This window comes from Pseudophaeobacter arcticus DSM 23566 (genome assembly GCF_000473205.1).
GTDB classification, from domain to species: Bacteria; Pseudomonadota; Alphaproteobacteria; order Rhodobacterales; family Rhodobacteraceae; genus Pseudophaeobacter; species Pseudophaeobacter arcticus.
This window is the reverse complement of sequence record NZ_AXBF01000005.1, coordinates 136,192-160,566: the sequence shown is the minus strand read 5'-3', so window position 1 is coordinate 160,566 and position 24,375 is coordinate 136,192. Positions and strand designations below refer to the sequence as shown.

Annotated in this window: 30 protein-coding genes; 3 read left to right on the top strand and 27 right to left on the bottom strand. The window is 58.9% G+C overall.

From position 1 onward, the window contains the following. Positions 1-3 precede the first annotated feature (3 nt). The 14 genes from ARCT_RS0102130 to ARCT_RS0102065 form a co-directional block, all read right to left on the bottom strand. Positions 4-417 carry a hypothetical protein gene (locus tag ARCT_RS0102130; protein WP_024099330.1) on the bottom strand — a complete coding sequence of 138 codons (414 nt, stop codon included), beginning with the start codon at positions 415-417 and terminating at the stop codon, positions 4-6. Next, positions 414-608: a hypothetical protein gene (locus tag ARCT_RS0102125; RefSeq protein ID WP_024099331.1), complete on the bottom strand. Its 195-nt coding sequence runs from the start codon at positions 606-608 to the stop codon at positions 414-416. The genes ARCT_RS0102130 and ARCT_RS0102125 overlap by 4 nt, the downstream gene beginning before the upstream one ends. Then, entirely contained in the window at positions 605-1,591 is a 987-nt protein-coding gene (locus tag ARCT_RS0102120) for an ATPase, T2SS/T4P/T4SS family (RefSeq protein WP_027238611.1), read from the bottom strand. Before ARCT_RS0102120 ends, ARCT_RS0102125 begins: the two co-directional genes overlap by 4 nt. 4 nt (positions 1,592-1,595) lie before the next feature. Beyond that, positions 1,596-2,975: a TrbI/VirB10 family protein gene (locus ARCT_RS0102115; protein WP_027238610.1), complete on the bottom strand. Its 1,380-nt coding sequence runs from the start codon at positions 2,973-2,975 to the stop codon at positions 1,596-1,598. Continuing rightward, entirely contained in the window at positions 2,972-3,631 is a 660-nt protein-coding gene (locus ARCT_RS0102110; protein ID WP_379575202.1) for a TrbG/VirB9 family P-type conjugative transfer protein, read from the bottom strand. Before ARCT_RS0102110 ends, ARCT_RS0102115 begins: the two co-directional genes overlap by 4 nt. Positions 3,632-3,771: 140 nt before the next feature. Beyond that, a complete protein-coding gene (locus ARCT_RS0102105; protein WP_036783978.1) occupies positions 3,772-4,428 on the bottom strand; it encodes a virB8 family protein in 657 nt (218 codons plus the stop codon). A 14-nt stretch (positions 4,429-4,442) separates the two neighbouring features. Next, positions 4,443-5,252, bottom strand: coding sequence for a type IV secretion system protein (locus ARCT_RS0102100; RefSeq protein WP_027238607.1), 810 nt, complete (start codon positions 5,250-5,252; stop codon positions 4,443-4,445). Then, on the bottom strand, positions 5,252-6,340 hold the full coding sequence (locus ARCT_RS0102095; RefSeq protein ID WP_027238606.1) for a lytic transglycosylase domain-containing protein: 1,089 nt from the start codon (positions 6,338-6,340) through the stop codon (positions 5,252-5,254). The genes ARCT_RS0102100 and ARCT_RS0102095 overlap by 1 nt, the downstream gene beginning before the upstream one ends. Positions 6,341-6,395: 55 nt before the next feature. Further along, positions 6,396-6,563: a hypothetical protein gene (locus ARCT_RS28310; RefSeq protein ID WP_169731200.1), complete on the bottom strand. Its 168-nt coding sequence runs from the start codon at positions 6,561-6,563 to the stop codon at positions 6,396-6,398. Further along, positions 6,560-8,935 (bottom strand): VirB4 family type IV secretion/conjugal transfer ATPase, encoded by a 2,376-nt coding sequence (locus ARCT_RS0102085; RefSeq protein ID WP_027238605.1) that lies wholly within the window; start codon positions 8,933-8,935, stop codon positions 6,560-6,562. The genes ARCT_RS28310 and ARCT_RS0102085 overlap by 4 nt, the downstream gene beginning before the upstream one ends. Continuing rightward, positions 8,925-9,203 carry a type IV secretion system protein VirB3 gene (locus ARCT_RS0102080; RefSeq protein WP_027238604.1) on the bottom strand — a complete coding sequence of 93 codons (279 nt, stop codon included), beginning with the start codon at positions 9,201-9,203 and terminating at the stop codon, positions 8,925-8,927. Before ARCT_RS0102080 ends, ARCT_RS0102085 begins: the two co-directional genes overlap by 11 nt. Beyond that, entirely contained in the window at positions 9,196-9,489 is a 294-nt protein-coding gene (locus tag ARCT_RS0102075; RefSeq protein WP_009503803.1) for a TrbC/VirB2 family protein, read from the bottom strand. The genes ARCT_RS0102080 and ARCT_RS0102075 overlap by 8 nt, the downstream gene beginning before the upstream one ends. Beyond that, the gene (locus ARCT_RS0102070) at positions 9,486-10,100 is read right to left on the bottom strand and encodes a lytic transglycosylase domain-containing protein (RefSeq protein ID WP_027238603.1); all 615 of its coding nucleotides are present in this window, start codon (positions 10,098-10,100) and stop codon (positions 9,486-9,488) included. Before ARCT_RS0102070 ends, ARCT_RS0102075 begins: the two co-directional genes overlap by 4 nt. Positions 10,101-10,143: 43 nt before the next feature. Next, on the bottom strand, positions 10,144-10,512 hold the full coding sequence (locus tag ARCT_RS0102065; RefSeq protein ID WP_027238602.1) for a hypothetical protein: 369 nt from the start codon (positions 10,510-10,512) through the stop codon (positions 10,144-10,146). 210 nt (positions 10,513-10,722) lie between these two features. Here ARCT_RS0102065 and ARCT_RS0102060 point away from each other — a divergent pair, with 210 nt between their 5' ends. Together ARCT_RS0102060 and ARCT_RS0102055 are read left to right on the top strand one after the other, a co-directional pair. Then, on the top strand, positions 10,723-10,974 hold the full coding sequence (locus tag ARCT_RS0102060) for a hypothetical protein (RefSeq protein WP_008327366.1): 252 nt from the start codon (positions 10,723-10,725) through the stop codon (positions 10,972-10,974). A 124-nt stretch (positions 10,975-11,098) separates the two neighbouring features. After that, positions 11,099-11,356, top strand: a complete 258-nt coding sequence (locus ARCT_RS0102055; RefSeq protein ID WP_017470289.1) for a helix-turn-helix domain-containing protein — start codon at positions 11,099-11,101, stop codon at positions 11,354-11,356. 517 nt (positions 11,357-11,873) lie between these two features. Here the strand turns inward: ARCT_RS0102055 and ARCT_RS0102045 are convergent. The 12 genes from ARCT_RS0102045 to ARCT_RS28305 all read right to left on the bottom strand — a co-directional run bounded on the left by ARCT_RS0102045 (position 11,874) and on the right by ARCT_RS28305 (position 22,158). Then, entirely contained in the window at positions 11,874-12,569 is a 696-nt protein-coding gene (locus ARCT_RS0102045) for a hypothetical protein (RefSeq protein ID WP_173674657.1), read from the bottom strand. A gap of 634 nt (positions 12,570-13,203) precedes the next feature. Next, positions 13,204-14,274, bottom strand: a complete 1,071-nt coding sequence (locus ARCT_RS0102035; RefSeq protein ID WP_096708181.1) for a sialidase family protein — start codon at positions 14,272-14,274, stop codon at positions 13,204-13,206. Positions 14,275-14,428: 154 nt separating this feature from the next. Next, positions 14,429-14,881, bottom strand: a complete 453-nt coding sequence (locus ARCT_RS0102030; RefSeq protein WP_027238598.1) for a c-type cytochrome — start codon at positions 14,879-14,881, stop codon at positions 14,429-14,431. Between the two features lie 76 nt (positions 14,882-14,957). Beyond that, positions 14,958-15,416, bottom strand: coding sequence for a c-type cytochrome (locus ARCT_RS0102025; protein WP_036783961.1), 459 nt, complete (start codon positions 15,414-15,416; stop codon positions 14,958-14,960). Next, the gene (locus ARCT_RS0102020; RefSeq protein ID WP_027238596.1) at positions 15,413-16,717 is read right to left on the bottom strand and encodes an ABC transporter transmembrane domain-containing protein; all 1,305 of its coding nucleotides are present in this window, start codon (positions 16,715-16,717) and stop codon (positions 15,413-15,415) included. Before ARCT_RS0102020 ends, ARCT_RS0102025 begins: the two co-directional genes overlap by 4 nt. 9 nt (positions 16,718-16,726) lie before the next feature. Continuing rightward, a complete protein-coding gene (locus ARCT_RS0102015; protein WP_027238595.1) occupies positions 16,727-17,260 on the bottom strand; it encodes a cupredoxin domain-containing protein in 534 nt (177 codons plus the stop codon). 109 nt (positions 17,261-17,369) lie between these two features. Continuing rightward, positions 17,370-18,086, bottom strand: a complete 717-nt coding sequence (locus ARCT_RS0102010) for a copper-binding protein (protein WP_027238594.1) — start codon at positions 18,084-18,086, stop codon at positions 17,370-17,372. Positions 18,087-18,132: 46 nt separating this feature from the next. Next, a complete protein-coding gene (locus tag ARCT_RS0102005) occupies positions 18,133-19,491 on the bottom strand; it encodes a multicopper oxidase family protein (RefSeq protein ID WP_027238593.1) in 1,359 nt (452 codons plus the stop codon). Positions 19,492-19,502: 11 nt separating this feature from the next. Next, on the bottom strand, positions 19,503-20,966 hold the full coding sequence (locus tag ARCT_RS0102000; RefSeq protein WP_027238592.1) for a TolC family protein: 1,464 nt from the start codon (positions 20,964-20,966) through the stop codon (positions 19,503-19,505). Further along, entirely contained in the window at positions 20,966-21,187 is a 222-nt protein-coding gene (locus ARCT_RS0101995; protein ID WP_226892491.1) for a putative periplasmic lipoprotein, read from the bottom strand. The genes ARCT_RS0102000 and ARCT_RS0101995 overlap by 1 nt, the downstream gene beginning before the upstream one ends. A 73-nt stretch (positions 21,188-21,260) precedes the next feature. Beyond that, positions 21,261-21,569: a hypothetical protein gene (locus ARCT_RS0101990; RefSeq protein ID WP_232367722.1), complete on the bottom strand. Its 309-nt coding sequence runs from the start codon at positions 21,567-21,569 to the stop codon at positions 21,261-21,263. Between the two features lie 286 nt (positions 21,570-21,855). Then, positions 21,856-22,158 carry a hypothetical protein gene (locus ARCT_RS28305; protein WP_123618724.1) on the bottom strand — a complete coding sequence of 101 codons (303 nt, stop codon included), beginning with the start codon at positions 22,156-22,158 and terminating at the stop codon, positions 21,856-21,858. A 128-nt stretch (positions 22,159-22,286) separates the two neighbouring features. On the opposite strand from ARCT_RS28305, the gene ARCT_RS0101980 reads away from it, so the two are divergent. After that, positions 22,287-22,991, top strand: coding sequence for a hypothetical protein (locus tag ARCT_RS0101980; protein WP_237455014.1), 705 nt, complete (start codon positions 22,287-22,289; stop codon positions 22,989-22,991). 11 nt (positions 22,992-23,002) lie between these two features. Here ARCT_RS0101980 and ARCT_RS0101975 read toward each other — a convergent pair whose 3' ends face one another. Further along, positions 23,003-24,328, bottom strand: coding sequence for an APC family permease (locus ARCT_RS0101975; protein WP_027238587.1), 1,326 nt, complete (start codon positions 24,326-24,328; stop codon positions 23,003-23,005). Positions 24,329-24,375 lie beyond the last annotated feature (47 nt).

The window sequence follows — 24,375 nt, the reverse complement described above, 5'->3', positions numbered from 1 at the left end:
GCCTTACCAATTACCTGCGGCGTCGCAGATGGCCTTGGCGGCAGTTCGGGCGGCGTTGGCGCGGCGGTTGTAGGCGTCGGAGGCTTCGAGCATTTCCCATCGTTCGTCGCTCGCGTAGCTCTCCCGAAACACCGCTTCGGCAGCGTCCCAGGACGGGAACCGGATTTCGCAGGCGCAGCTGACGGTCTCGACAATCCGCTCGAGGTTCTGGGCGCGGTAGATGTCCTGAACCAGAACTCGCTGATAAGATTGGCGCAGGGGGATCTCCTGCATCCACACGGGTTCAGCGGGCCGGTCTGGACAGACGTCGAAACTGCGCTCGAGGGTCGGCACGAGATTGCGCTCAGCGAAGCCGGGTGCCGACGTCAGGCCCAGGACCAGCGCAGTCAGTACGAGGGTACAGCTCGCCTGCCTCATGCCGTGGATCCGGTGGCTGTGGTTTCACGCTTCAGGAAGACCGTGTGTCCCACATTGGCGAATTCCGAGGAGCTGATCGACACCACCTCCCAGCCTTTCGCACCTTTGGCATTCAGGCTGGCCTGCATGTCGGCAAGGCTGGCTTTGCGGGTCATGGGAAAGGACAGAATATCGTATTCAAATGTCTTCATTGGGAAATTCCAATCTCAGTTGCGCCGGGGAGGTAGAATTCTGTGATGCCGCGTTTGCCGTCATGGCGGCCGGCCTGGATGATCACGTCGATGGAGTTCTCGATGTACTGGATCATGTCGGCATAGGTCATCGGGATTTCGGTCTTCAGCGCCGCGATCGCGAGCCGCTGCACGGCCAATTGCGGGGTTTCGGCATGCAGCGTGGTCATCGAGCCTCCATGGCCGGTGTTGATGGCTTCCAGAAAGGTCATGGCCTCCTTGCCGCGCACCTCGCCCAGGATGATCCGGTCGGGGCGCATGCGCAGCGTGGCGGTGAGAAGCACATCGGCGGTCTGGAATTCTGCGTCGCGATTGGCGATGAGGGTCACGGCATTTGGCTGGGTCGGCAGAAGCTCAGCCGCTTCCTCTATGGTGACGATGCGTTCTTCGGCCGGTACGTGAGAGAGGATCTTGCGCGCGGCTACGGTTTTGCCGGTGGAGGTGCCGCCCGAGACAATCATGTTGAGTTTGTTCTCGACGCAGAAGGCAAGCGCATCATCGATCAATCCGGCAGCCACCACGGCGCGCAAGGCGCGCTTCTTTTCCACGCGCAGGTCTTCGAGCTTGCGCTCTTTGCCATAGAGAAAGTCGAGTGCAATGCCCTCGAGCGGCAGGCTCGAGAAGAACCGCAAGCTGATCGACATGGCCGAGAGCACGGCGGGCGGGGTGATGACCTGTGCGCGGATCGGGCGACCCTTGTAGGTGATCGATACCGAGACGATGGGGCGGTCCTTGCTCATCGTGGTATTGGCAGAGGAGGCGATCTGGTTGCCGAGGTCCCTGACCTGAACGCCCGTAAGCCTCTGGTCCAGCGCGCGCATGAAGTGATCGCCCTGGAATTCGCCCCAGCAGGTGCCATCAGGGTTGATGCAGATCTCGATGACATCGTCGCGGGCGGCGGCGTCGATCCGGTCGAGGGAGGTTTCGAGATAGCTCAGCGACATGGGCTCAGAATATCTCCAGATCGCGGTCGACCATGACCGTGACGCGGGCGCCCTGGTCGACATAGATGACGGGGCCGATGGAGAGGTAATCGCCTATGACGCTGTCCGTGGCATCTGTCAGATCATCGCCAACGTCTTCGAGAACGTCGGCGGCAGTCTCATCCTGGACCTCGGAGGCGGCGGCACTTGGTGCCGCGGAAATCAGCGAGATCAAGGCGGCCGACCCGAAACGCTCGGCGAAGCGTGTGTCCACGAAACCGGTGACGCCAGAACGGCCCAGTTCATCGCCCCCGAAGGAGCTGATCTGGACGGTCTGGTTGTCGGGCAGGATGATCCGGTCCCAGGCGATCGTGACGCGGCGCTGCGCGATATCGACGCCAGCGCGGTAGCGCCCGACGAGACGGGATCCGCGGGGGATCAATAGGCGCGCGCCATCGACGCTGTAGACATCCTCGGACACCACGGCACGGGTCTGGCCGGGCAGTGAGCTGTCGAGGGCGGTTTCCATGACGGCCTGGATCATCGTGCCCTGGATGATCGTGTTGGAGGGGTTGGCGATGACCTCAGCTTGCGTCACCGACGTGGGCAGCGCACCATTCAGCACAAAATCCGTCACTTCCCCAAAAGTCCGTTCGGTCAAAGCAGTTTCATTTGCGCCTGAGGTGCCGCCAAAGGCGATGGTGGGCGAGGTGATGCGGCGCTCCTGAAACGCGCGCTCCTCAGCAGCGCGGCGTTCAAGTTCCGCGAGCCGTCGTGCTTCTTCCTCGCGGCGCAGCCGTTCTTCTTCCCGCGCCCGCAACTCGTCTTCAGATGGGCCTAAAGGCGCGGGGGTAGGGCGATTGGCTTCGAGTTGCGCAAGTTCGAGGTCCATGCGGAGTTGCTCCAACTCGCGATCGCGTGCCGTGAGTTCATCGCGAAACTGCTGTTGCGCGGTTTCCGAGGCGGCTTGCAGGGCCGCGATCTGCGCGGTCAGCGCATCGATGGCTTCGGCGGCGGCGGTATCTTCCTCGACCACCGGTTCGGGCGCGTTGCGCAATTCCTCGATCTGGGCTTGAAGGGCGGCGAGCTGGGCCAGAAGTTCTGCATTGGGCTCCACGGGGTCTGGTGCGACCAGAACGACTTCGGGTTCGGGTGGGGGGAGGGTTTCGATGGCGCCGAAGCCGTCGCCCTCGTTTTGGAAGACGTCCGGGGTGGCCGTCGGCAAGGCTTCCTCTTCGTCGGGCTGTGAGAGGAGATAAAGCAGGGCACCACCGGCGCCGATCACGAGGACGACGACCAAAGCGAGCAGCGGCGAGCGCCGTGGGACAGGGGGCGAACCTGCGCCCTTGCCTTGCTCAAGGGCGGCAAGACGCTTTTCGAGTTCCGCGTTTCCGGTGTCGCTCATGATCCCACCCCCGCAGGCGGTGTGGCCTCGATACAGACCACCTCGTCTTCGATCCGCAGCGCCCATTGCCTGTTCACCCCGGAGACCCGGATCACGCCGTCCTCGGTTGCTTGCGTGTTGACCGTCCGCTCGCGGCCATTCGCGTAACGAAAGATCGCGGGCACCGGCGCGTTCCGCGCAAATTCAAAATACGTGAAGGTCCCATCATCCCAGACGCGGGAAGGGGTGAATTCGGTGCGCGCGCTGGCCCCGTAATTATAGTTCGGGGCCTGGGCCGCGATGGCACGGGTGGGCCGCGCATTGTCTTCGGGGTAGCGGAACTGGACCACGTAGAAGGTCGGGCTGCGGGTCTCCTGGACGTTGAAGTAGTAGCTGCGCCGGTTGGTATAGACGGTCACATTGGTATGGACACCGCGCGCGACTGGCTTGATCGCGAAGGCCTGCCCGCCCGGAACGCCGTCGATCTCGAAGCCTTCCGTGTCGCCGGCGATGATCGAGCGGATGCTTTCGCCCTCGCCAAATTCGATGGTGGTCACGTGGGTGAGCGAGACGTTGAGGCGATAGACCTGGCCTTCCTGGTAGGTGGCCAAGCGCACGCGGCTGTCGTTGGGCCCGCCACGCGGGATGGCTTCGGCGAAGGCAACGACTGGCAGCAAAACGAAAAGGACAACAACTGCAGTTCGTACGAGCAACAAACATGCGTTTCCGGAATAAGTAGTGTCACCGATACCCTGCCGCGCTGCGCGCTCTCGGCACATTGACGACAAGATAATTTGAAGTGAATTCCAGAAGCGCATTAATTCTCCAATCTGTCGGAGCGGATGGAATACTCGAGCACGGTGAAGCCGAATGGATTGGTCCAGACCTCATCGATGGAGCGACGGGTTTCGGGGCGGAACTCGAAGAGAAGCGTGGCAGTGAAGAGCCCGGTCTGGGTGCCGTTGATGGAGGTCAGCCGCTTGCGCAGGCGCACGGTGGCTCGGTTGGATCCGATCCGGTTGATGCTGAGGATTTCCACGTCGAGCCGAGCATTGGGGCCATAGACCGTCGGCGGGTAATTCTCGTTGGCGCTGTTCCAGATCTGGCGCAGCCCGCTCTCGGCAGCTCCGTCCGAGCGGCGCAGGACGCTGCGGATGCGCAGATCGTTGTCGAGCTGGTTGTAGACCTCCCGGTCGGTCACATAGCGGAACACCTCCGCCTCGATGATCGCCTGGTTGGCGGTCACCGAGGAGGCGCCCACCGAGGCTTCGGGGAGTGCAAAGCCGGTGGCGGGATCATAGGGGACAACGACGGGGGGCGGGTCGACATCGAGGATCGATACTGCTGCTGCGCTCAGACAGCCGATGATACCGAAGACAAGGCCCATCAGGCCAAGGCGTTGCCAGAGCCGTTCGCGGCGCAGGGCACCGTAGACCAGTTCTTCCTCGATGATTTCTTGTTCAGTCGCCACCATTCATGCCCCCGCGATTACTCGGCCCGCAGGTCCGGCAGGGTGAAATCCATGAAGCGCTGTTCTTCGGCGATGGTGGCGGCATCGATCACGCCGCCGGTGCCATCGCCCACGGTCTGGATGGCTTCAAGTTGCCACATAGCGACCAGCGCAATGGCGAGCTCCGCGGTCACGCGCGTGTTGAGATCGATGCTTTCCTTTAGTTCGTCCATGTCGTCGATGAGTCCGACAAGGCGGTCGACCCGCTCGAGCGATTGGCCGGCATCCTCATAGCTGTTCTGGGCCGCCGCCGAGACAAGGGCACCGGTGGTGGCCTGCGTCGCCACGCGGTTGGCCCCGGGAGTGCCGCTCGTGGCCATTTCCGAGAGCGTGTCTTCATCGAAGCCGAGATCGGCCAGCACCCGATCCATCTGGGTTTCGATCTCGCCTGCGCCAGAACCGGACAGGCCGGAGAAATCCCCAGTCTTGATCGCCTCAATCGTGGCGAGGATGTCCCCGAACTCCTGGTCGAGCAGACCGTTCAACTCGTCTTGCATCTCGGTGCGGATGATTTCTGGAAGCTCGGCAAGTCGGGTGAGCGCTTCATAGGTTCTTTGCAGCTCCGCGAGTTGATCCGTGAGAAGGCCGAGCTGTTCGCGGAGCTGCGTCAGCTGCTCGTTTTGCAGGATCTCGTCTTCGATCATCTGCCGCAGCTGCTGGATGTTTTGCGCGATGTTCTGGGTGTCGACGACCGGTACACCTTGTGCAAGGGCAGGGGACATGGTGCCAAGATGCAGGCCAATCCCCAGCGTCGTGGCCAAGGCCGTCTTCATGAGCAAATGTCCCATCAATCAATCTCCCTGATCGTGAATTCCATGAACGCGCCCTCGGCCATACGGGCGCTGGCCTGCGCCAGTTCTTCGGCGGAGAGAACGCGTGTGCGCGCCGCTTGCAGCCGAATGCGGGCGGCGACGAGGCGCACGAGTTCGGCGCGAGCATAGGTGTTGAGCGCGATGCTCTCCTGAACGTCTTCGGTCGTCGAAATCCGTTCGACGATACCCGCAATGCGCAGGGCGGCCTGTCGGATCGCGGCGGGGGAGTTGTTGCCATAGAAGGCCGCGCCGTGCCCAGTGAGCGAGAGGTTGGCATTGGCCAGAAGCGCGGGGTCGATCGTGCCAAGCGCTTCGATCCCGCCGATACGGGTCAAATAGAGGTTATAGCGTTCGGGGATCACCTGGACGTAGTGCTGGGTCTCGCGGAAGGGTGGCACGCCGCCATACTCGAAAACCCGGCCGGGTCCGGCGTTATAGGCCGCGAGCGCATTGATGATATTGCCGTCGAAGGTGTTGAGCTGTGTCGCGAGATAGCGTGCACCGCCATGCACCTGCAGGTAAGGGCTGTCATAGTATTCCGGGTTAATGCCGAGATCGCTGGCGGTGCCCGGCATGATCTGGGTGAGACCATAGGCGCCGACGGGTGAGCGGGCGCCAATCGTGAACCGGCTTTCCTGCCAGATGAGCGCCTGTAGGAGTGCGCGCCATTGGACGGGGGAGAGCCCTGCGCGGCCAACACCCGCAAAGCCGCTGGTCTCCTGAGCCACGCGGATGATGAGCTGCTCGATGTTTTCCGCCGCATCCCCGAACATCTGCGCACCGCCGGGATTGGGGTCGATGTCGGCATTGCCATAGACCGCCTCGACTGACCGGGCCGGATCCCCGCTGCCGCTTTCCAGCCCCGAGACCATAGCCGGCAAGCCCTGACCGCCGAAGCTGGTCTGGGCATCGAGGATGCGTCGGAGGGTTTCCAGCTGTTCGCGCTCGACCTCTGCGATGAGTTCGCGCACGGCAAGCTTGTCCGCCTGAACGGCCAAGTCAGCCTCGCGATCGCCAGTCTCGACGATGTCACGCGCGGTCAGCCCACTGTCATTGGTCGGCACACCTTGGGATAAGGCGGCGCCAGGCAGCAGGCAGAGGGCCAGGATATAAGGCAGGCTAGACTTCAATGTCGCGATCCGGGGTGCCAAGGGGCGTAAAGGTGCAATCAGGCGCGACGGGTGCCGTGGACGCAAGGAATGTGAAGCAGTTCGCCTGCGGCTCCCGGTACTGGGTGCAGGAGGCCAGCGCGCCAAGCGCAGCCAAAGCGATAAGAATACGGATCATGAAAGCCTCCAGAAGTCCGGGCGGTCGCGGTAATCGGCGCCGACGAGCGCCTCGCCTTTCTCCATGCCGCCGAGGATGGTGAGATTGGGCCCGAGAGCACTGAGATCGGCATCGACGACTATCGAGCCCTGATCGTCGCGGATCAGCGCCAAGCGGCTATTGCTGCCGGTGTTGAGAAGGACGTCGAGTTCCTTATCCGTGAGGTTCAGCATGGCGTAATCCGCAGGCTGCGCGCGGATATTGGGCAGCAGGATCTGCGTCGGAACGGCTTCGACGATGGTCTTGCCGGTCCGGGTGCGCTCTAGCTGGCTTGCGTATTGCGTCATCATCACGGCAACCGTGTTCTGCTTGCGCGCGGTCACCAGCCAGTTCGACAGCCGCTCGGCGAAATATGCGTTGTCGAGCGCCTTCCAGGCCTCGTCGATCACGATGATGGTGGGGCGGCGGTCCTCGATCTCGCGCTCGACCCGGCGGAAAAGATAGGACAGGACCGCCATCCGTTCCTTGTCGGCCTCGCTGTCGAGAATGCCGGTCAGATCGAAGCCCACGACATCGCCCTTGAGCGAGAACGTGTCCTCGAGGCTCTGGCCGAAGATCCAGCCATAGCGGCCGTCCTCAGACCATTCGAGCAGGCGCTGGTGCAGATCGCCGCCATCATCGGTGGACACAAAAAGCGATGCGAAATCCCGCCAGTTCCGCAGGGCCGGATTGGTGGCCTGCGCGTTCTGGCGCACGACTTCCTGGATGCGATTGGTCTGTGCCGGCGTCAGGGGCTTGTCGGCGCGGTAGAGAAGCGTGGCAAGCCAGTCCGAGAGCCAGGCGGTCCCCCGCGCATCGGTTTCGGTCCAGAGCGGATTGAGACCCGTGGGCTGGCCTGCGTTCAGGGAGGCGTAGCGCCCGCCATTGGCGCGGACCGCCATCTCCATACCGAGACGGTAGTCGAAGACGAAGATCCGCGCCCCTGCGCGACGGGCTTGCGTCATCAGGAAGGCCGACAGCACCGATTTGCCCGACCCGGGCCGCCCCATGATCAGGGTATGCCCGCTGGTCGGTTCTTTGTCGGGCGAGCCTTGCTCGTGATAAGAAAACCGGTAGGCGCTCTGCTCCGGCGTGGGCAAATATGTGACGACCCGGCCCCAGGGGGTAAGTGCTGCAGGTTTGCCGAGCTGTGTCCGGTGGAACGCCGCGAAATCCGCGAAGTTGCGATTGGTGACGGCGCTCGCGCGGACACGCTTGGGCTGGTTGCCGGGGTGCTGGCTGAGGTAGTGCGCCTTGGCGGCGACCCGCTCGCCGATCATCTTCACGCCCTCGGTGGCCGCGGCGTTGACGATCTCGGCGCTCAGGGTCTGCAGGTCGTCCAGCGTGTCGCAAAAGATCGTCACGACCATGTGGTGCTCGCCAAAGCTCTGGCGCTTGGCTTCGAGATCATCGGCGGCGATGTCGAGCGCTTCCATCAGTGAGAGGGCCGCATCCTGTGAGGCCTGCATTTGGCGCTTTTGCCGCTTGATCCGGCCCGCCATGAGGTTCGAATTGATCGGGGTGAAGGAGTGCGTGACGATCATGTCGACTGGCAGGTTGAGCATGTCGAACATGGTGCAGGAGGTGGCCTCAGCATATTCCCCGATGGTGAAACTCTTGCCGTAGCGATGGCCCACGACGCCTTCGGAAAGCTCGAAATGGTCTCCGTGAAACGTTACGCGGGTATTGGCGACGTTGAAGGACAAAAAGCCGTAGGTGTTGGCCGGGTAGAGCGGCAGCTCGGTGCCCGTGTTCAGCGCGCCCAAGAATCCCACCAACTCTCCCGATCCGGCTGAGAGCATGCGCGGCTTGAGCTCTGCGAGGCCGGACAGGAAGACGTTCACGGCCTCACCGAGGCGCTGCAGGCGTTTGCGGGTCTCCTCCTTCAGTCGGTCCGGCGCGCTGCGGCTGAGGAACGGCAGGAGGCTTTTCGGGGGCGGGCGGTGAATGACGGTGAGCGTCAGTGTTTTGTCGCGGAGCCCGCTGGTCTCGAGTTTCGCGCGCCAGCGCCGGTCAACCTCGCCTGCGAAGCTGTCCTCACGGATCGGGTCGAGATCAGGTTTGATGGCCTTGGAGACCTTGTGGACGTAATAGCTGAATTCCGGCCCGAGCTGCGCGACGATGCGGGCAAAGAGCGCCGTCACCTTGTCGAGATAGGCATCGTCCGTCGTGTAGCTGTTGATCCCCTCGAGCCGGATGCAGCGGAAGAGTTCGTTCACCCGGGTCCGCACGGTCTGGTCGTCGACGAGGCTCACATAGGGCAGCATATGCGCGAGGCGGGTCTCGCGCGCATACCAGTCCGGCGTCATCGTGCGGGCATCGAGCGCAGCATCACGGGCGTCATCACGGGGCATAGCTGTCCCCGCCATGGATGGACCTGTTGCGCGTGGGCGGTGTCTCCTGCAGGGCCGTCATCATCACGTCGATGAAACGCGGGTCCCAATCGGCGGCCTTCCACAGCACCGGATAGAGAAGGGTGGCCACGCCCAGCACCGCGATGTGCTGGACCCAGACGAACAAGAGCACCGAGCCAAAGAGCCAGACCATCGCGTACATGATGGGCAGGCCCAGAAGCTTCGGCGGGCGCACGAGGCCGAGAAAGAGAGGCGAGCGCTCAGCCACCGGCAAAGACCGCGGCAACGATGGTGGGGGCAGCCGCGACACCGGCGATGCCCACGAGGACCCAAAGCGCTTGGCGCAGGTCGATGATGTTGAAGAACCAGCTCAAGAAAACGCCGAGAACGGCAAGCGTCGCGATGACAACGCCAAGTGGGCCGGTCAGCGCATCCACGATGCCCTGTAACAGGCTCTGGATCGGGGAGAGATCAATGCTCTGGGCGAGGGCGGGTTCGGCAATCAGCAGGAATAGCGCCAGCGAGGCGACAAAGAGGTTTGAAATCTGTTTCATGAATTTGATCCTTCCAATCGGGCCGCGACGGCCATGACGCGGGCCACGTGGTTCTGGGTTTCTCGGTAGGGGGGAACGCCGCCATACTGGCGGACCGCATCGGGTCCGGCGTTGTAGGCAGCCAGCGCCAGGTGCGGATCGCCGAACGTCTCCAGCATTATCGCGAGGTAGCGGGCGGAGCCGTCGAGGTTCTGCAGCGGATCACGCGGGTCGACGCCCAGATCACGCGCCGTCGCTGGCATCAATTGACCAAGGCCAATGGCACCTGCACTTGAAATCGCATCCTGCCGGTAGGCGCTCTCAACCTCGATATTGGCCCGATAGAGAGCCAGCCAATCCGTCACGGAAAGCCCCGCGCGACGCAGGCCAGGATGGCCGGCATAGCGCAAGGCCGTGGTCTGAATCCCGGAGAGAACATCGGCGCGGGGCAGGGGAGTCATGCGGGCAAGGGCCGCGACTTGGACGCCCTCTTGCTCGGCCTCTACCTCGCCGAAGATCGCGATCCCATCGGAAGCCGAACTCTGACCAATCCCGTCATAGTAGTTTCGAGCAAAGCTGCTTTGGGAGCGGGACGGGATCAGGGAGCCGTCGCTCTCCATGACCAGGACCATTTGCGCTGAGGCAGGTGCTGCGACCAGCCAGAGGCAGACGAGGTTAGTTGTCAGCGGCCTTGTCTGACGAGGCTTTGTCTGACGGGGCGAGTTTATGCGTGCGGCTTGTGCCCGCCTCAAGCGGCAGGTCGACATGCGCAAAGCCAAGGCCAATGAAGAAAGACACCACGCCGGAGATCGTCTTGAACTCGCGGATCTTGATATCGTTGTAGGTCGTCCGTGTGCGGGCGGTGACGAGGAGCTTTTCCACCCCATCATCAGAGACAACGCGCATGATCCAGACCCCGTAATAGCTGGGGCCTTTCTTATGTGCCGACTCCTGGCACAGGATTTCTGCGCTATAGCCGCTTTCCACGAGCTCGCGGAACCTGGCTTCCGTAACCACATTTGGTGCTTCGATGTCCCAGTTCATGGCCCGGCTCACGCTTTCTCCAATGGCGCGACCCCAGGCATTCCTACTTGAAGCCCAGAGTTACGATAGTATATTATCAACCGCAAGATGTAATATCGTGGTTTGGCTGTAGTTTGGTTACGCAAACACTAGTCACGGCCAGTGTCCGCGATCAAGGAGATAACAGGTTTGAGAAACCCAAGGTTGACATGCCTGCTCCCATTGCAAGCTATGGCCCTTCTGATCTGCGTTCCTGGGCCGGTTTTGGCGGAATCCTGCTTTGCGCCATCCCGTCCTTTCCTGCCAAGCGATTCGCAGGCCGCGCGGGACTATGCGGATATCATCCGCGGCGACTTCGAAGATTACATTCAGGATATCCAGAGCTACTTCCGTTGCCTCGACGGTGAACGGGCCCGCGCCTTCGAGGAAGCGCGCGAAGTCAGCGAGGAATATGGCCGGTTCCTGCAATTGGTAGGGGATTGATGGGCAACCTCGGGAGCATCAGACTTGCAGCCCATGGAAACCAGACGCCGATAACACCCTCATATATCTACTTTTTAGATAACAGATTTCATCCGCTAGCGACGTCACAAAAGGTATGTGACGCGTGGCAAAGACAATCAGAAGCAAGGGACAAGTGGCACTCTGTCAGGCGTTGGTCGACGCCCGTGTCAAAGCGGGCCTTGGTCAGAAAGACCTGGCAGACAGGCTCAGATGCCACCAGTCCCTTATTGCCCGCCTTGAGAGCGGCCAGCGCCGGGTCGACGTTGTCGAGCTGGTCGTCTTGGCGCGCGCCATCGGCTTTGACCCGTTCGAGGTTCTGGCGATCGTTGAAGCCGCCACGGAGCCCGACCACAGGATTTGAAGCCAATGAATTGTTGAGAACACGGGAACCCACTTTCCCGGTCTGATGATCATTTCCTCATCGAGGACCAGTTAGCCAACATCAAAGAAGCCCGGCGCGCGGTCGTAGTGAACGCTCTGCAACCCCACGCCGCAATTCGCAGCGCCGCAGTGCAGGAAGCCAGTAAACAGTGAACGAAGATAAGGGTGAGGGCGTCGCGATCGCCAATCTGATCGGGACCGATGGGTGCAGTGTTGTTGGTTGGGTTTATCGCTGGAGGACAGGCTCACATGCGGTGATGTGGGACGTCCAAGGGCCCCAGCCGGTATCGGAAACCCGGCCGGATATAAGTGACGAACAGAAGCAAGAAATCGACTTCGATGCGCTGACGAGGATCGGAAGAAGCGACGACGGGTGAACAGAGCGAACCCGCGGTGTTTGCCTAAACGCCAAACAGCATGTGGACCGCGAAGCGTATGCGGTGCGGTCGTGCAAGCCAAAGAAGCCGTCTTCCATGACAAATCTACGTAGCGGCAGGTCAGTAGTTCACCTGCTCGAACCCGTAGTTGCCGTCATAGTCACGCCAATCGACGAAGACGGATCGGTGATAAATGCCAGGGCAATGCTCGCCCCAACGTTCAAGTCCCACATGGGCCTCGGGCAGGGCAGTTATCGAAGATCGCTGCCATGAGAAATCGCCTTGGGTCCCGTAGGTGCCGAGGACCACGGTCGCGCTTCGGTTACAATCCCCATCGCGCCCGGACTCGTGCTGTCGTGCATACCGTACATCGAAGACGCGGATGGACCGCACGAAATTGAACTCTGGCCCGCTGATATCGATGTCCGCGCGGTCCTGAACGAGCCGCAGGGCGAGGTCGGTGGGAACGAGATTATCTACTGGCAAGGATTGAAGCGGTCGACGGCTGTCGGTTCGGTACAAGGCTTCAAAGATGCCGCCAGCGTTGTTTTGTAACCGATCGTTCTCGTAGGAGGCGCCCATGGGACAGCGCCAGATTTGCAGCGGTGGTTCGACCGGCCAAGGTGTAATCCGCCGGATAAATTCGGCGCGGGCTCGGGCGCAAGGGACGGAAGCAGGCCAGCCGCCAGACAGGCACAAGAGGATCGCGCAATCGATCGGGTATGTCTGCGCGCGGGCGGGTATTGGCAGCGAAGAACCTGTCACGGTCAAAGCGACTGCGACCGAGGGGAGGAGCTTCTTGAGTAAATGGCGCATGCTGTGGAGCCTCCGTGATAGGAGTTCAGCATACATACAATAATATACTATCGCAACGCTAAGTATAAAGTCGCATAATGAAGTTTATGTTATTTCTTCTCCGGCTAATGCCGACCTTCGCTTATGCTTGGTAAAGGTGCACATCGCGGGACAATGCCGTCATTCGTTTTTCATATTTCGCTGACGCAGCACGGCTTCGCGCATGCGGCAGGTTTGTCGCTGCGTTGCAGCTCAAGTTGCCAATGCGGTCATTCAATCTGGCTAAATGTCACAAAGTCCAAACTCCACCTTCGCTGTCTCTTCGCAGCATGTTTTCGAAAACAGTAAGGCGCACAACAACTTGAAGCACCTACAACAATCACACCAGTCCCGTAAATAATGACGGGATCTTTATCCATGGTTTACCGACGATCTTGAAGCGATTCCTCGACGGTCCAATTGTTGCGCTCTTGATCTAAAGATTTCACGATTTCGAAGCTCTAGTGACCAGATTGTTTGGCTACGAGATCCTCGCGCAGCGATAAACCTCCAAGGCTAGAATAATCCGTTTGCGGGGTTCTAAGAGTAGGACGGAATATTGACTTTCACCGCCATGGAACAGCCTTGAACCGACTTGTCGCTTTGGTCCTGAAGATTACCTTGCGGGAGACGGTATCGCTACTTCGACACCAACCACGGTTGTCCCCGCCAAGTTGCCCTGTGCAGACCCGGTCCACGCAACGACAACGCCAGCTGCTGATCGCGTAATCCTTGGAAATCCTACCGACTCTCGCCCACGATTGATGTGGAGTGCTTGTGGCGAAGTACACCCGCTCTCCGGCGACACCTGACACACGACTATTGCTTCACCGCCATTCGCATACTCCAACCAAAGAGCAAGTGCTTTGCCGTCACCCATCTGCAAGACATCTACGCGACCTGCGGGTGTGCCGAGATCGAGTTGCAACGGGTCTTCAAAGGATGCGCCCCCATCCCTGGAAAACGCAATTCGAGCCTTTGCCTCGCCATTGGCACCGGTGAACCACACGACTACCGCGTACGTTCCCAACGCATCGATGGCAGGTCCGTTGACAGGGCATCCTGCGATTTCCCAGCCGTCGCCGTAGATTGTTTCGGGGTCGGTCCATTCTTCTTCGACCAACCTGACAACCGAAATATCGCGGATTTCTTCGGCTGTTCGGTCCCTGTAAACCGCTATGATGTTACCTGCTTCCTTGCGGACGGCCGATGTTTGACAGCACGTACAAGCGCGTGGGTCGAGCAGGCTTTCCGGTCCCATTGAACCGTCCGGCGCAATGCGACGTGCGCGGACCTGCATGGCATTCTCATAGCTGTCGTCTGCGGCTTGATTATCGTATGCACGACCATCTAGCCAAAGAGCTGTCAAACCAGCGCTATCATCAGGGATTAGCGACACGAAACCATGTTCACGCTTTGATCGGTCATCGTGGGGTATGATTGGCGTTGTCCAGTTCAAACCCTCATCGAAGGAGAAAGCGATCTTTACGTCGTATTGATAGCTGCCCGGCCCATTCAATTCCAACCAATGCGCTGCAAGCGTCCCATCGCTAAGCCCAACGACTGACGGAAAGTCGGCCCAGTTCACAAACAGTGTCTCAGATTGATGAATTGTACGCGCCTCCGTCCAATAGGTGCCATCGAACAGGGCCATCCGAACGGCGTTGTTACCTTCGGTCCAACTCATCACGATCCGACCATCGGGCAGTGTTGAAAGCGAGGGTTCACGTGCGTGATCCCCAACCGGTGCAACCAGTGGTCTGACTGGAAACAGAGGGGCATCTTCAGCCGCTACAAAGGGCGCACCGAGCATAAAAAGAGCCGTGCAAACGAATAAAAATCTAATCGGCCTCAACCTCCGGTCCAACCGAAACGAGATAAGCCCAGACTGCCTTGGCATCCGTTTCTTTCTTCAATTTGAATGACATGCCAGATTTCGCCTTGCTGTCGTTCAGAAAAGTCGCGAGGAACTTCTTCGGATCTGCAATATAGGCTACGAAATCGCTCTCGTTCCAGACCAAGCCATTCTCGCCCGCTTCACGAATAGAGTCCCGAAATTTATTCCCAAACATTTCTTCGGTCCCTGCTGTTCGGTTGTACACACCATAAAGATTTGGCCCAACCGCGCCACCCTTTCGGATAACGTCACCATCCGTCCTGACGATTGAGTGGCAGGCCTTGCACTTGTTAAATACCTTGTCTCCGGCCGATGCGTCGCCGGTTGCATGTCCATCGGCGAGAACACCTGTTCCGGACAATGCCAATGCTAGCGTTGCGATAAATTTAGGTTTCATTCGTTTCTCTCCCCGTTGATGACAGTTATTATCTACTGGATGGCTGTTATGCTTTTGCCTCAGGTCGACAGGTCACTCAGTTAATTCCGTTTTCCCTTTGAAGAGCCCGTATATATGCCACGATATTCAATACTTCTGCTCGTGTTACGCCCTCGACAGCTGGCATGTTGCCAAACTTCCAATGGTGCGCCCGAACACCATTCTGTGCTGCGAGGACAAACGCCATGTCACCGTGGTGGCCCGGCTCATAAATCTTGTGCACCAGCGGTGGAGCAACGCCGTCCTGACCCTGCCCATTGACGCCGTGGCAGGTCGCGCAGGCCGCACCATAGGCACGCTTGCCGATTTGCTCTTGCTCGGTGAAACTTGGGGGCAGCCTGACAGTTGCAAGCGCACCTGCGGGAAGTGCCATTCTTTCGTCCGTCTGAGTACTCGTCTGGGAGTGGGTCGGCTGCAGGATGTACCATCCTGCCGCAGAAACGGCGATCAGAGCAAAAAATATTGCTGCCCATTTCATGCTATCAAACTCCTTCATTGTGAAGCGAGGTCTCCATGCCCCTCGAAAGGCAAAGTCGTTTTTCTGAGCGGCGATTGCTCGAATTGGCTGACCTTTTCCAGCGTACTGTCATCAGCCTGGGCCACTTCGGACGAGTGGCCTGACCCGGCAAAAAAAGCCGTGATTTCGTGATACCGGATTCGGGTGTCTTCCAAGGTCTGATAGTAGCGGAAAAGTTCCTTCAGCGGTGCCGAGAAGTCCTTGTGCGCTGCCAGGACGGCCACCAGCGCGCCGAGTGTGATCCGCCCTTCGATGACGAAATATCCACCCAGAGAGTAGAACAGGAATGGCGTCAGCGCGGTCAGAAAATTGTTGAGGGCCTTGATGAAGAACTTCAGACGGAAAATCTTCCTGCGCACGTGCTCAAGCTCTCTAAAACTTGCGCTTACTGGCAGCAGCCCGGCCGGATTGACCTGCCGTTCGCGCAATTGATCGCTGAGCTGCCTGCCAAGCTGTCGGACCTCCTTGATCCTGGTGCGTGAAAGCGCGTTGACCCGCCGTTGCAGCTTGGGCAGCAGCACGAGCTGAATTGGCAGTACCGTCAGTGCGGCGGCACCCAAGACAGGGTCCTGAACGAACATGAAAAACAGGATCGTCAGAAGCGTACCGCCTTGCAGGATTGGCAGCGTAAGGACATCTGCCGCGAAGCCACCGATGGGCTCGACTTCCTGTGCGAGAATAGGGACGATCTCGCTTTGGTTTCCGGAGTCTGGATCGCTGCGCCATTGCCGATAGACCAGCAGGCGGAAGCGCCGCAGAAAACGCTCGGCGACATACCCTTTGAAGACGTTAAGGCTATATTTGTTTAGCCCATTCAGGATAATAGCCAAAAGGTAGAGACCGCAAAGAAGCATGAGGAAAACGACCTGGTCGACGTCTCGTCCCAAAACGGCAACTGGGAAACGGCCAGAATCCAGAGCGTTGTTTACGATCTGTTTTGGCAGTTCCAAAGTCAGATAGAGTATAGGCATCGCGATGAGGCTAACCACGATCATCAACGCTTGCTGCCTTCTTGAATAGCGCAAGACGGTGCTGAAAAGACTTCCTTCGAGCCCTCGTATGGGCTCTGGGTGGATCGCAGGCGTGCTGCGGTACTTCCAAAGCTTCAGAATGCCGCGAATAGCAAGATATGAGCCAACACTGATCAGCAGCGCGGGGGCCAAGACCAGTATGAGATGAATGAACGGATGAACCCAGTCCGGCGTGGCATCGCTGTAGTCGTACCCAAGGGCGGCAGCTACGTCGTGTACAAGCAGGTGATACCTATCCAAGAGTGACATTGAAAATGTCTAATCCTTGGACTTCGGCGCAAGGTGATCGTGCACGATGATGACGCCCCACATGCCCGCTTCCCGGTGGCCGGGAATCAAGCATACGAACTCCAGGTTGGTCATATCGGAGAAATCCCAGATCAACTCGGCATTTTGCCCACTAGGGATCGAAACCGAGTTGGCGCTGTCATGCTGCATATCGGGATGTTCGCGCATCCATTGCTGATGTTTTGCGACCTCGTCAAAGGAACCGAGAAAGAACTCGTGATCCAATGCGCCGGTATTTCTGATTGAAAACTGGACAACCGAGCCGCTTTCAATCTGGATCGCGTCCGGCTCGAAAAGCATGTAGCCGCTTTCCGTCTCCCGTATGGATATTTCAATCGTCCTGTCGATCGAGGAGCCATCACCGGGTTTCCCGATCGGATCATGGCCAGGCACTTCGAAGGCTCGCGCGTGAGGCTGCTGGCCCTTGCCACTGGAAGCGCCCACTGAAAAAGCCGGAAGGACAAGCGCAAGGGCGATGGTGCAGGTTCTCAGGAAATTCTTCATGCTCGGCTACCTCCGTAGCGCTTGATTTTATGGGATCTTCTTGCTTGCTTGGGCTAAGCGATCAAGGCGATGGGGCCGGAGTGTTTACCCCCGGCCCCATTGTTAGTAGTTACTTCATCTGCGTGACGGTCAGTTTACCCTTGACCCGGTCGGCAACGAACTCGATGTCCTGACCTTCCGCCATCTTGGCCACCATCGCCTCGTCGGCGCGGAACACCATGGTCATTGCCGGCATATCCAGGTTGACGAGAGGGCCGTGGATAATTGTGACCTTGCCGGCCTTTGCGTCGATTTTCTTGATGGTGCCGCTTGTGTATTCCACGTCAGCCTGAGCCATCTGGTCACCGACTGCGACCTCACGGTGCATTCCCGATTCGTAGTGGCCCGGGATCAGGCACGCTGCTTCGAATGTGCCAGAATTTGCGAAAGTCCAGACAACTTCGCCCGAGGCGCCCGCATCGAGACGGATACGGTTCGGATCGTCATGTTCCATGTCCATCTTGGCCATTTCGATCTTGTGCTCGGCATTACGCTCTACCGTGTCGAGGACGAATTCATGCTCCAGCTCACCCTTGTTGGTGATGTTGAAGCGGATGGTTTCGCCCTCCTTGATATCCATCGGCTCACTCTCGATCAGCATCTGGCCCTCATCGTTTTCGAGCAAAGTGACGTCGATTGTGCGGTCAACCTTGGCGGCGTCACCCGGCATGCCGACCATCATTGCGGCTGGCTTGGTCTCCCCATGTCCGCCGTCGTGTGTACCTGCAGCAAAGGCCGGTGCTGATAGCGCGATCGCGAAGCTTGTCGTCAAAAGAAGATTTCTCATTTTATTGTCCTGTAGGTTGGTTCGGTTGGAGATGACGAAGGGCCGCTCAGCCCTTCGAGGTTGGTTTCGGTGTGAGAATGGTTTTGGGGCTGTTGTTGGAGGCAAAGTCGGGTAATTCGCCAGTCCATTCGTAGGCCATCTCGCCCGGAGGGTTCTCGTACCAGCCGGGATCGGAGTAATCGTCCGCGTCGATGCCGTCCCGCACCTTCACGACCGAAAACATGCCGCCCATCTCGATGGGTCCGTACGGGCCCCAACCCGTCATCATCGGGATGGTATTGTCGGGTAGCGGCATTTCCATTTTTGCCATGTCCCCCATGCCGGACATGCCCATCGGCATGTATTCCGGCTGGAATTGACGGATCTTCTGGGTCAGCGGCTTCTTGTTCACCCCGATGAACGTCGGCACGTCATGGCCCATGGCGTTCATCGTATGGTGCGATTTGTGGCAATGGATCGCCCAATCTCCCAGATGATCGGCGACGAATTCGTAGGCGCGCATCGCACCTACGGGAATGTCGATGCTGACCTCCGGCCACTGTGCTTCAGGCGGCACCCAGCCGCCATCCGTGCAGGTGACCTTGAAGTCATAGCCGTGCATATGGATCGGGTGGTTCGTCATCGTAAGGTTCCCAACCCGTACTCGCACCCGGTCGCCCTTGTTCACGACCAGCGGATCGATGTCGGGGAAGATCCGGCTGTTCCAGGTCCAAAGGTTGAAATCCGTCATCGTCATGATGCGGGGTACATAGGTACCCGGATCGATGTCGAAAGCATTCAGCATGATCAGGAAATCACGATCCACCGGCATGAATGTGGGATCCTTGGGGTGGACCACGAACATGCCCATCATCCCCATCGCCATCTGGGTCATTTCATCGCCGTGGGGGTGGTACATGAACGTTCCGGACTTCACCAAGTCGAATTCGTAGACGAAGGTTTTGCCCGGCGGGATGCTTGGATGGCTCAATCCGGAGACCCCATCCATGCCTGAAGGAAGAATGAGCCCGTGCCAGTGCACCGTTGTGCCTTCCGGCAGCTTATTGGTGACGTAGATGCGCACCCGGTCGCCTTCGACTGCTTCGATCGTCGGGCCGGTGGATTGGCCGTTGTAGCCCCACAAATGCGCGATCATGCCGTCGGCAAGCTCGCGTTCTACCGGTTCGGCCACGAGGTGAAATTCTTTCACCCCGTTGTTCATCCGGTGCGGCAGGGTCCACCCGTTCAATGTGACCACAGGTGTGTAGTCCGGCCCGGTACTAGGACGCGCCGTGATCGCCGTTGCTGCGCTATCCATTTGGGCAGCTTCGGGCAGGCCCATGTTCAGGGTTTGACCCCAGGCTTTCGAAGAGACCAGCGTTGCACCTGCCGCGCCGGCTCCGAGTAATTGACGTCTATTTAGCATGTCAGTTCCTTTCAGTGTCCTGCGCCGCCACCGGCGGCAAGTGTCGCGCCTTCTCCACCAGCACCGCCACCGCCTTCGCCGCCGCCATAGATCGCAGCGGTCAGATCAGCCTGTGCCATGTAGAATTCGCGTTTTGCGTTTGCCGCTTCCAGTGATGCGCCCAGTTTCTCGCGCACGTCTGTCAGCAGCTCGAAAGTGTTGGTGATCATGCCGTTATAAGACAGCAGCCCCTCTTCTTCGACGGTCGTGCGTAGCGGCACCAGAACGTCGCGATAGTGGCGGGCGATCTTATACGCGGCGTGATAGGAGGCTTCAGCACCACGCGCTTCGGACCGGACGTTGACGGCTCTTTCTGCCAGCACGTTGGCTGCTTGCAGGTACGACAATTCCGCCTTGCGCATCCGTGCCTTCCCGGTGTCGTAGATCGGGATTGCGAACTCCACCTCCACCTGAGGGGTGGTCACGGTCTCCGTTTCTCCGTCCTCAATTTCCCGCTCCGCTTCGAACCCGGCAATGAATTCGAGATCGCTGATAATGCGAGTCTGATCAGTCAGACCAAACGCCTTGGCCTGTGCTTCCAGGCCAAGTTTGGCAACGCGCAGATCAACCCGATTTCGCAATGCTTTCGCTTCGATGTCAGTCACACGGCCGACGGAACGCGGCAGCGCAGGAAGAGCATCGGGCACATAATAGTCGACTTCGGTGCCCCACAGCCCCATGAGCCTGGTCAGCTGCTCTTTGGACCGGGTAGCATTCAAGCGTGCCTGGGCAAGTTGTCCGGCGAGTTCGGCATTGAATGCCTGTTCACGGGCCTGCCCGGCTGTGTTAAGCGCGCCGGTCTCGCCCAGTCTCATCGCTAATTCCGATCCGGCGTCAGACGTCGCTTTCGCACGGCGGAGATAACTCACAGCTTCGAAGGCGGCTACGGCATCGACCCATGCCTTCCGCGTCTGATTGGCCAGTGCGAGTGTGTCGTTCACGGCGCTCAGTTGAGCCTGCCGGAAGTTTGCGTCTGCAATGGCCGTACGCTGCTTGCGAGTGGTGGCATCGAGCACGTTCGACCGGATCAGTCCCTCGATCGCCCTGTAGGCACCCAGTTCGGGCGCACCGATGCCCAGTATACCAATCGACACGATTGGGTTTTCCGGCATCGATTGCTGCCAGGCCTCTGCGGCAGACAGGCCGACGTTTGCATAGGACGCCTGCAACCCTTTGTTGTTCAGAAGCGCGACCTGAACGGCGGTGTCCGCCGAAATGGTCTTGCGGTGCACCATTGCGTGCACCTGCTTCTTCAAGGCCTCGTTTTCGGCCTGGGTTTCGGCGAAGGCTGTCCGTTTGCCGAGGGCTGGTGTGACCTGGCTGGAAATATTGGCGAAGCCAGCTTTTGGTTCCGTGTAGATGCCCGGCACAGCGGTAGCACAGGCACCCAGGATTAGCGGAAAGCCGAAAACCAGCGGAAACTTCGATACCCGCATCAGTTGCCCTCCGTCTGTTCTTGATTGACGGAACGCCAGTCGCGGGGACCTGTAGGGCCGCGATAGGTGTAGCCCGCCAAGGGGTCCTGATAGCTGATCGGCGATGAAACTGCCGTGTTGACGACGGCCTGTTGGGTCGCGACGGACGGCAACGGGGTGGGCTCATAGGCGCATGCGCCAAGCCCGAGGGCCGAAGCCCCCATAAGTAGATGAATTTTCATGAAAGTAACCTGATTGGTGAACGTTGTCTCACGCAGACTCTGCGCAAGGCTCACACCCGTTTTGGGCGTCGGTTCAGATCAGGAATCGAGGGGGCCGCAGGAACCCTGCTGTTTCCACCGAATACGTTTGACCGTCGAGAATGACATATTCACTTGTACCAACCGGCTCTGCTTCGATCTTGGTGTCTTCGAGGAAGACGACAGAAATACAGATACCGTTGCAACACTCTTGGGATTGTTGCTCTTTGCCATCCTTGTCGGACGCTGCGATGTCGCTTGCGACCCTAAGCTTCTCATGCGCGTGATGCGCATCGCTTCCGGTGTCATGAGTCATGGCGGCACCAACGACAACAATAGACTTGGCTTGATGTCCGTCATGCATGCCGGACGCCGCGTGAGCGGCAGAAGGTGGTGAAAATACCAAGGCTAACGCAAACGCAATGCACGTAAACGTCTTGAACCAGCATGATATGAAAACTCGAAAGCTCATGCTCTAGATATCGGATACCGAAGCAATCCAGTCAATCCGTCCTGCGCAGGAAGGTTTGTCGCTTTTTTGTGAAAAAGGCGAGATTCGGCCGCTGCCGTCAGAAAATGTTGCATATCAGAAACATATAAAGAGCCAATATTCCCCTCCGGTCAGCGGAGCGATGCTGACGCGTCTTGTGCTACCGAACTTCAGCCAGCTTCTCAGACCTGTAGCCCGCGTCGCTGATCGCTACCGCCAATGCAGTTTCATCCAGAGTGCTGTCGACGCCGACGATAGGTGCAGTCAGATCGCACGAAACTTTTGCATCTGGGTCGGCAGCCATGATGGGCTTTTGCATGGAAGCGGCACGATGGCCGCGATCTCCGCGCAGATTGCAATAGACCCTGAAAGGAGTCCGCCCACTCGGATAGGAATATTCCGTTCTGAAAATTACCGCCAGCGTAAGACATGCAGAAAAGCTACTTTCCAATGCTATCAACATTTCCGCAACTAGGTCCGGCAGTAACCTACCATTTGTTATGTCGCTCGGCCTGCAGTCGAGACATGGAACGCGGTTCAGGAGATTTCGAAACTTAAATTTCATTCGTCCCAAAGACCTGGAGCGAATGCTTGGTTCCCAAACGCAGGTTCAACATCCTCGATCTCAAGCCGTATATGTGCCAACGTTCTAACATGCAGAGGTTTTTCTCCGTCGACATGCCCGGTGTTCAATTTGTGAGCATTGTCTTGGCATTCAGCCTCGCAGCGTTACTGGCGGTCCTCTGCCTTTATATCTTGCTTTCGCCGGGCTTTGCAGCGGCTCTTGCCGCCGGCGGGCCATCGCTGGCCCGCTTTCTGAGGCAAGTTACGACCAACGGTCTGCCCGTAGTTTTTGCCATAAACTATGTCAGTTTTTTTCTTTTCGCGGTGATACAGAAACCAAAGGTCGCCCGCCGAGATACGGCGTTTTTCGTGCTGGTGGATATCTTGCTCAGAGCCATTCTCTTTCCAAGCCTCCACGCACTGATCTACGTTTTGTCTGCCGACTGGTTCGAGTCATTCGGGGGCAGTCGTGCAACCGCGTTGTCGGTCGTTGCCCCAACCCTTGCGCGTTCGGCGTTTTTTGAGAACATCTCCGGAGTTTATCTTTATGCGACAATGATCAGCGCGCTGCCGCTATATGTTTCAGCTTTCGGGCAGTCGGAATTTCTTGGACCGACCGTTCGTCGCTTGCCAATAAAAGCGGGCTTGATGCTGCTCGCCTTGTTTGCGTTTGCCCTGTCGGTCGGATTGATCGCAATCGGTGCACAAGGCATCGCATTCCTTCAGGGCTAAATGATGGCTGGCTATTCACCGTGGGAATGCGCGGCCTGAGGTGCCAACCATCGCGACAAGTAAACGCGCTCGAAAGCGAAGACAGCGATCATTCCGACAGCCGCATACAGAACGATCATCGGGTCGCTTTGAAGCTTCATCACGGTGAAAGCTGCCAGTACAACTACATCGAGCGCCAGGGCAGTCAAAAGCACGATACCTGAGGCGCCGACGTCTGCTCGACGATAGTGGAACACGCCCCAATGTATGATCATGTCCATGACAAGGTAGAAGAAAGCACCGAGGGATGCGATCCGGCCAAGATCGAAAAGCACGGCCAACGTCGCGGCGATGACAACGGTATAGACCAGCGTGTGGCGTTGGATAGGGCCGGACATACCGAAATGGCTGTGCGGGATCATTTCCATGTCGGTCAGCATCGCCAGCATACGCGACACCGCGAAGACGCTGGCCAGAACGCCCGATGCGGTTGCGACAGCGGCCAGGATCACCGTCAATATGAAGCCGGTTTGTCCAAGGGCGGGCTGCGCCGCTTGTGCAAGAGAATAGTCACGCGCTGAGATGATCTCCTCGATCGTCAGACTCGAACCAACCCCGAAGGCGACCAACAGGTAGGCGACGACGCAGATCCCGATCGAGAACATGATCGCTCGGCCAACGTTGCGGTTTGGTTCGGTGATCTCGGCCCCGCTGTTGGTGATCGTCGTGAACCCTTTGAAGGCGAGGATAGCCAGCGCCGTGGATGCTATGAAACCCGTGATGCCATAGGATTGAGGCGTCTCGGAAGCCGCAGCGAACGCAAAACCACTAGACCACAAAGCAGCGATGCCGAACAGAGCTATGCCACCGATCTTGATTGCTGCCATAATCAATGAAAACAGCCCGACCGAGCGGTTTCCGGCCATGTTCACCAGAAAGGCGAAAACGATTACGGCCACGGCCAGAGCGGGGACCAATGGGCCACCTTCGATATCGAAAGGGCGCAAGACATAGGTGGCGAAGGTCCGGGCGACGAGGCTTTCCGCGATCACCATGCTGAGCGCCATCAGCAGTGCGGCCCCGCCCGCGATGGCTCCGGGGCCATAGCATTTCTGCAGGATCATGGCGATGCCACCCGAGGACGGCCATTTGTTCGACATCCTGATGAAGCTGTAGGCGCTGAAGCTTGTGACGACCGCGCCGGCGATGAATGCAAGCGGGAAAAGCGGGCCGGCGAGCTGCGCGATTTGCCCCGTCAACGCAAAGATTCCAGCGCCGATCATCACGCCTGTCCCCATCGCAACGGCTCCGCCCAGACTGATGGAATTTTCGCGGTACGTTTCTTTTTCGCTCTGCATAAATGGCCCCCTTTTAATTTTGGTTCGTCCGAACGCTGTTGCGCGCT

What these genes read in the sequence shown, in the direction of transcription:
- ARCT_RS0102030 (WP_027238598.1), bottom strand. Translation starts at nt 14,881, where the DNA reads ATGAAACCTAAATTTATCGCAACGCTAGCATTGGCATTGTCCGGAACA.
- ARCT_RS0102125 (WP_024099331.1), bottom strand. Translation starts at nt 608, where the DNA reads ATGAAGACATTTGAATACGATATTCTGTCCTTTCCCATGACCCGCAAA.
- ARCT_RS0102025 (WP_036783961.1), bottom strand. Translation starts at nt 15,416, where the DNA reads ATGAAGGAGTTTGATAGCATGAAATGGGCAGCAATATTTTTTGCTCTG.
- ARCT_RS0102085 (WP_027238605.1), bottom strand. Translation starts at nt 8,935, where the DNA reads ATGCCCCGTGATGACGCCCGTGATGCTGCGCTCGATGCCCGCACGATG.
- ARCT_RS0102105 (WP_036783978.1), bottom strand. Translation starts at nt 4,428, where the DNA reads ATGGTGGCGACTGAACAAGAAATCATCGAGGAAGAACTGGTCTACGGT.
- ARCT_RS28305 (WP_123618724.1), bottom strand. Translation starts at nt 22,158, where the DNA reads ATGTTGATAGCATTGGAAAGTAGCTTTTCTGCATGTCTTACGCTGGCG.
- ARCT_RS0102005 (WP_027238593.1), bottom strand. Translation starts at nt 19,491, where the DNA reads ATGCTAAATAGACGTCAATTACTCGGAGCCGGCGCGGCAGGTGCAACG.
- ARCT_RS28310 (WP_169731200.1), bottom strand. Translation starts at nt 6,563, where the DNA reads ATGATCCGTATTCTTATCGCTTTGGCTGCGCTTGGCGCGCTGGCCTCC.
- ARCT_RS0102010 (WP_027238594.1), bottom strand. Translation starts at nt 18,086, where the DNA reads ATGAGAAATCTTCTTTTGACGACAAGCTTCGCGATCGCGCTATCAGCA.
- ARCT_RS0102020 (WP_027238596.1), bottom strand. Translation starts at nt 16,717, where the DNA reads ATGTCACTCTTGGATAGGTATCACCTGCTTGTACACGACGTAGCTGCC.
- ARCT_RS0101975 (WP_027238587.1), bottom strand. Translation starts at nt 24,328, where the DNA reads ATGCAGAGCGAAAAAGAAACGTACCGCGAAAATTCCATCAGTCTGGGC.
- ARCT_RS0102015 (WP_027238595.1), bottom strand. Translation starts at nt 17,260, where the DNA reads ATGAAGAATTTCCTGAGAACCTGCACCATCGCCCTTGCGCTTGTCCTT.
- ARCT_RS0102120 (WP_027238611.1), bottom strand. Translation starts at nt 1,591, where the DNA reads ATGTCGCTGAGCTATCTCGAAACCTCCCTCGACCGGATCGACGCCGCC.
- ARCT_RS0102075 (WP_009503803.1), bottom strand. Translation starts at nt 9,489, where the DNA reads ATGAAACAGATTTCAAACCTCTTTGTCGCCTCGCTGGCGCTATTCCTG.
- ARCT_RS0102060 (WP_008327366.1), top strand. Translation starts at nt 10,723, where the DNA reads ATGGCCCTTCTGATCTGCGTTCCTGGGCCGGTTTTGGCGGAATCCTGC.
- ARCT_RS0102065 (WP_027238602.1), bottom strand. Translation starts at nt 10,512, where the DNA reads ATGAACTGGGACATCGAAGCACCAAATGTGGTTACGGAAGCCAGGTTC.
- ARCT_RS0102035 (WP_096708181.1), bottom strand. Translation starts at nt 14,274, where the DNA reads ATGAGTTGGACCGAAGGTAACAACGCCGTTCGGATGGCCCTGTTCGAT.
- ARCT_RS0102115 (WP_027238610.1), bottom strand. Translation starts at nt 2,975, where the DNA reads ATGAGCGACACCGGAAACGCGGAACTCGAAAAGCGTCTTGCCGCCCTT.
- ARCT_RS0102070 (WP_027238603.1), bottom strand. Translation starts at nt 10,100, where the DNA reads ATGGTCCTGGTCATGGAGAGCGACGGCTCCCTGATCCCGTCCCGCTCC.
- ARCT_RS0101990 (WP_232367722.1), bottom strand. Translation starts at nt 21,569, where the DNA reads ATGCATGACGGACATCAAGCCAAGTCTATTGTTGTCGTTGGTGCCGCC.
- ARCT_RS0102000 (WP_027238592.1), bottom strand. Translation starts at nt 20,966, where the DNA reads ATGCGGGTATCGAAGTTTCCGCTGGTTTTCGGCTTTCCGCTAATCCTG.
- ARCT_RS0102130 (WP_024099330.1), bottom strand. Translation starts at nt 417, where the DNA reads ATGAGGCAGGCGAGCTGTACCCTCGTACTGACTGCGCTGGTCCTGGGC.
- ARCT_RS0101995 (WP_226892491.1), bottom strand. Translation starts at nt 21,187, where the DNA reads ATGAAAATTCATCTACTTATGGGGGCTTCGGCCCTCGGGCTTGGCGCA.
- ARCT_RS0102045 (WP_173674657.1), bottom strand. Translation starts at nt 12,569, where the DNA reads ATGCGCCATTTACTCAAGAAGCTCCTCCCCTCGGTCGCAGTCGCTTTG.
- ARCT_RS0102100 (WP_027238607.1), bottom strand. Translation starts at nt 5,252, where the DNA reads ATGGGACATTTGCTCATGAAGACGGCCTTGGCCACGACGCTGGGGATT.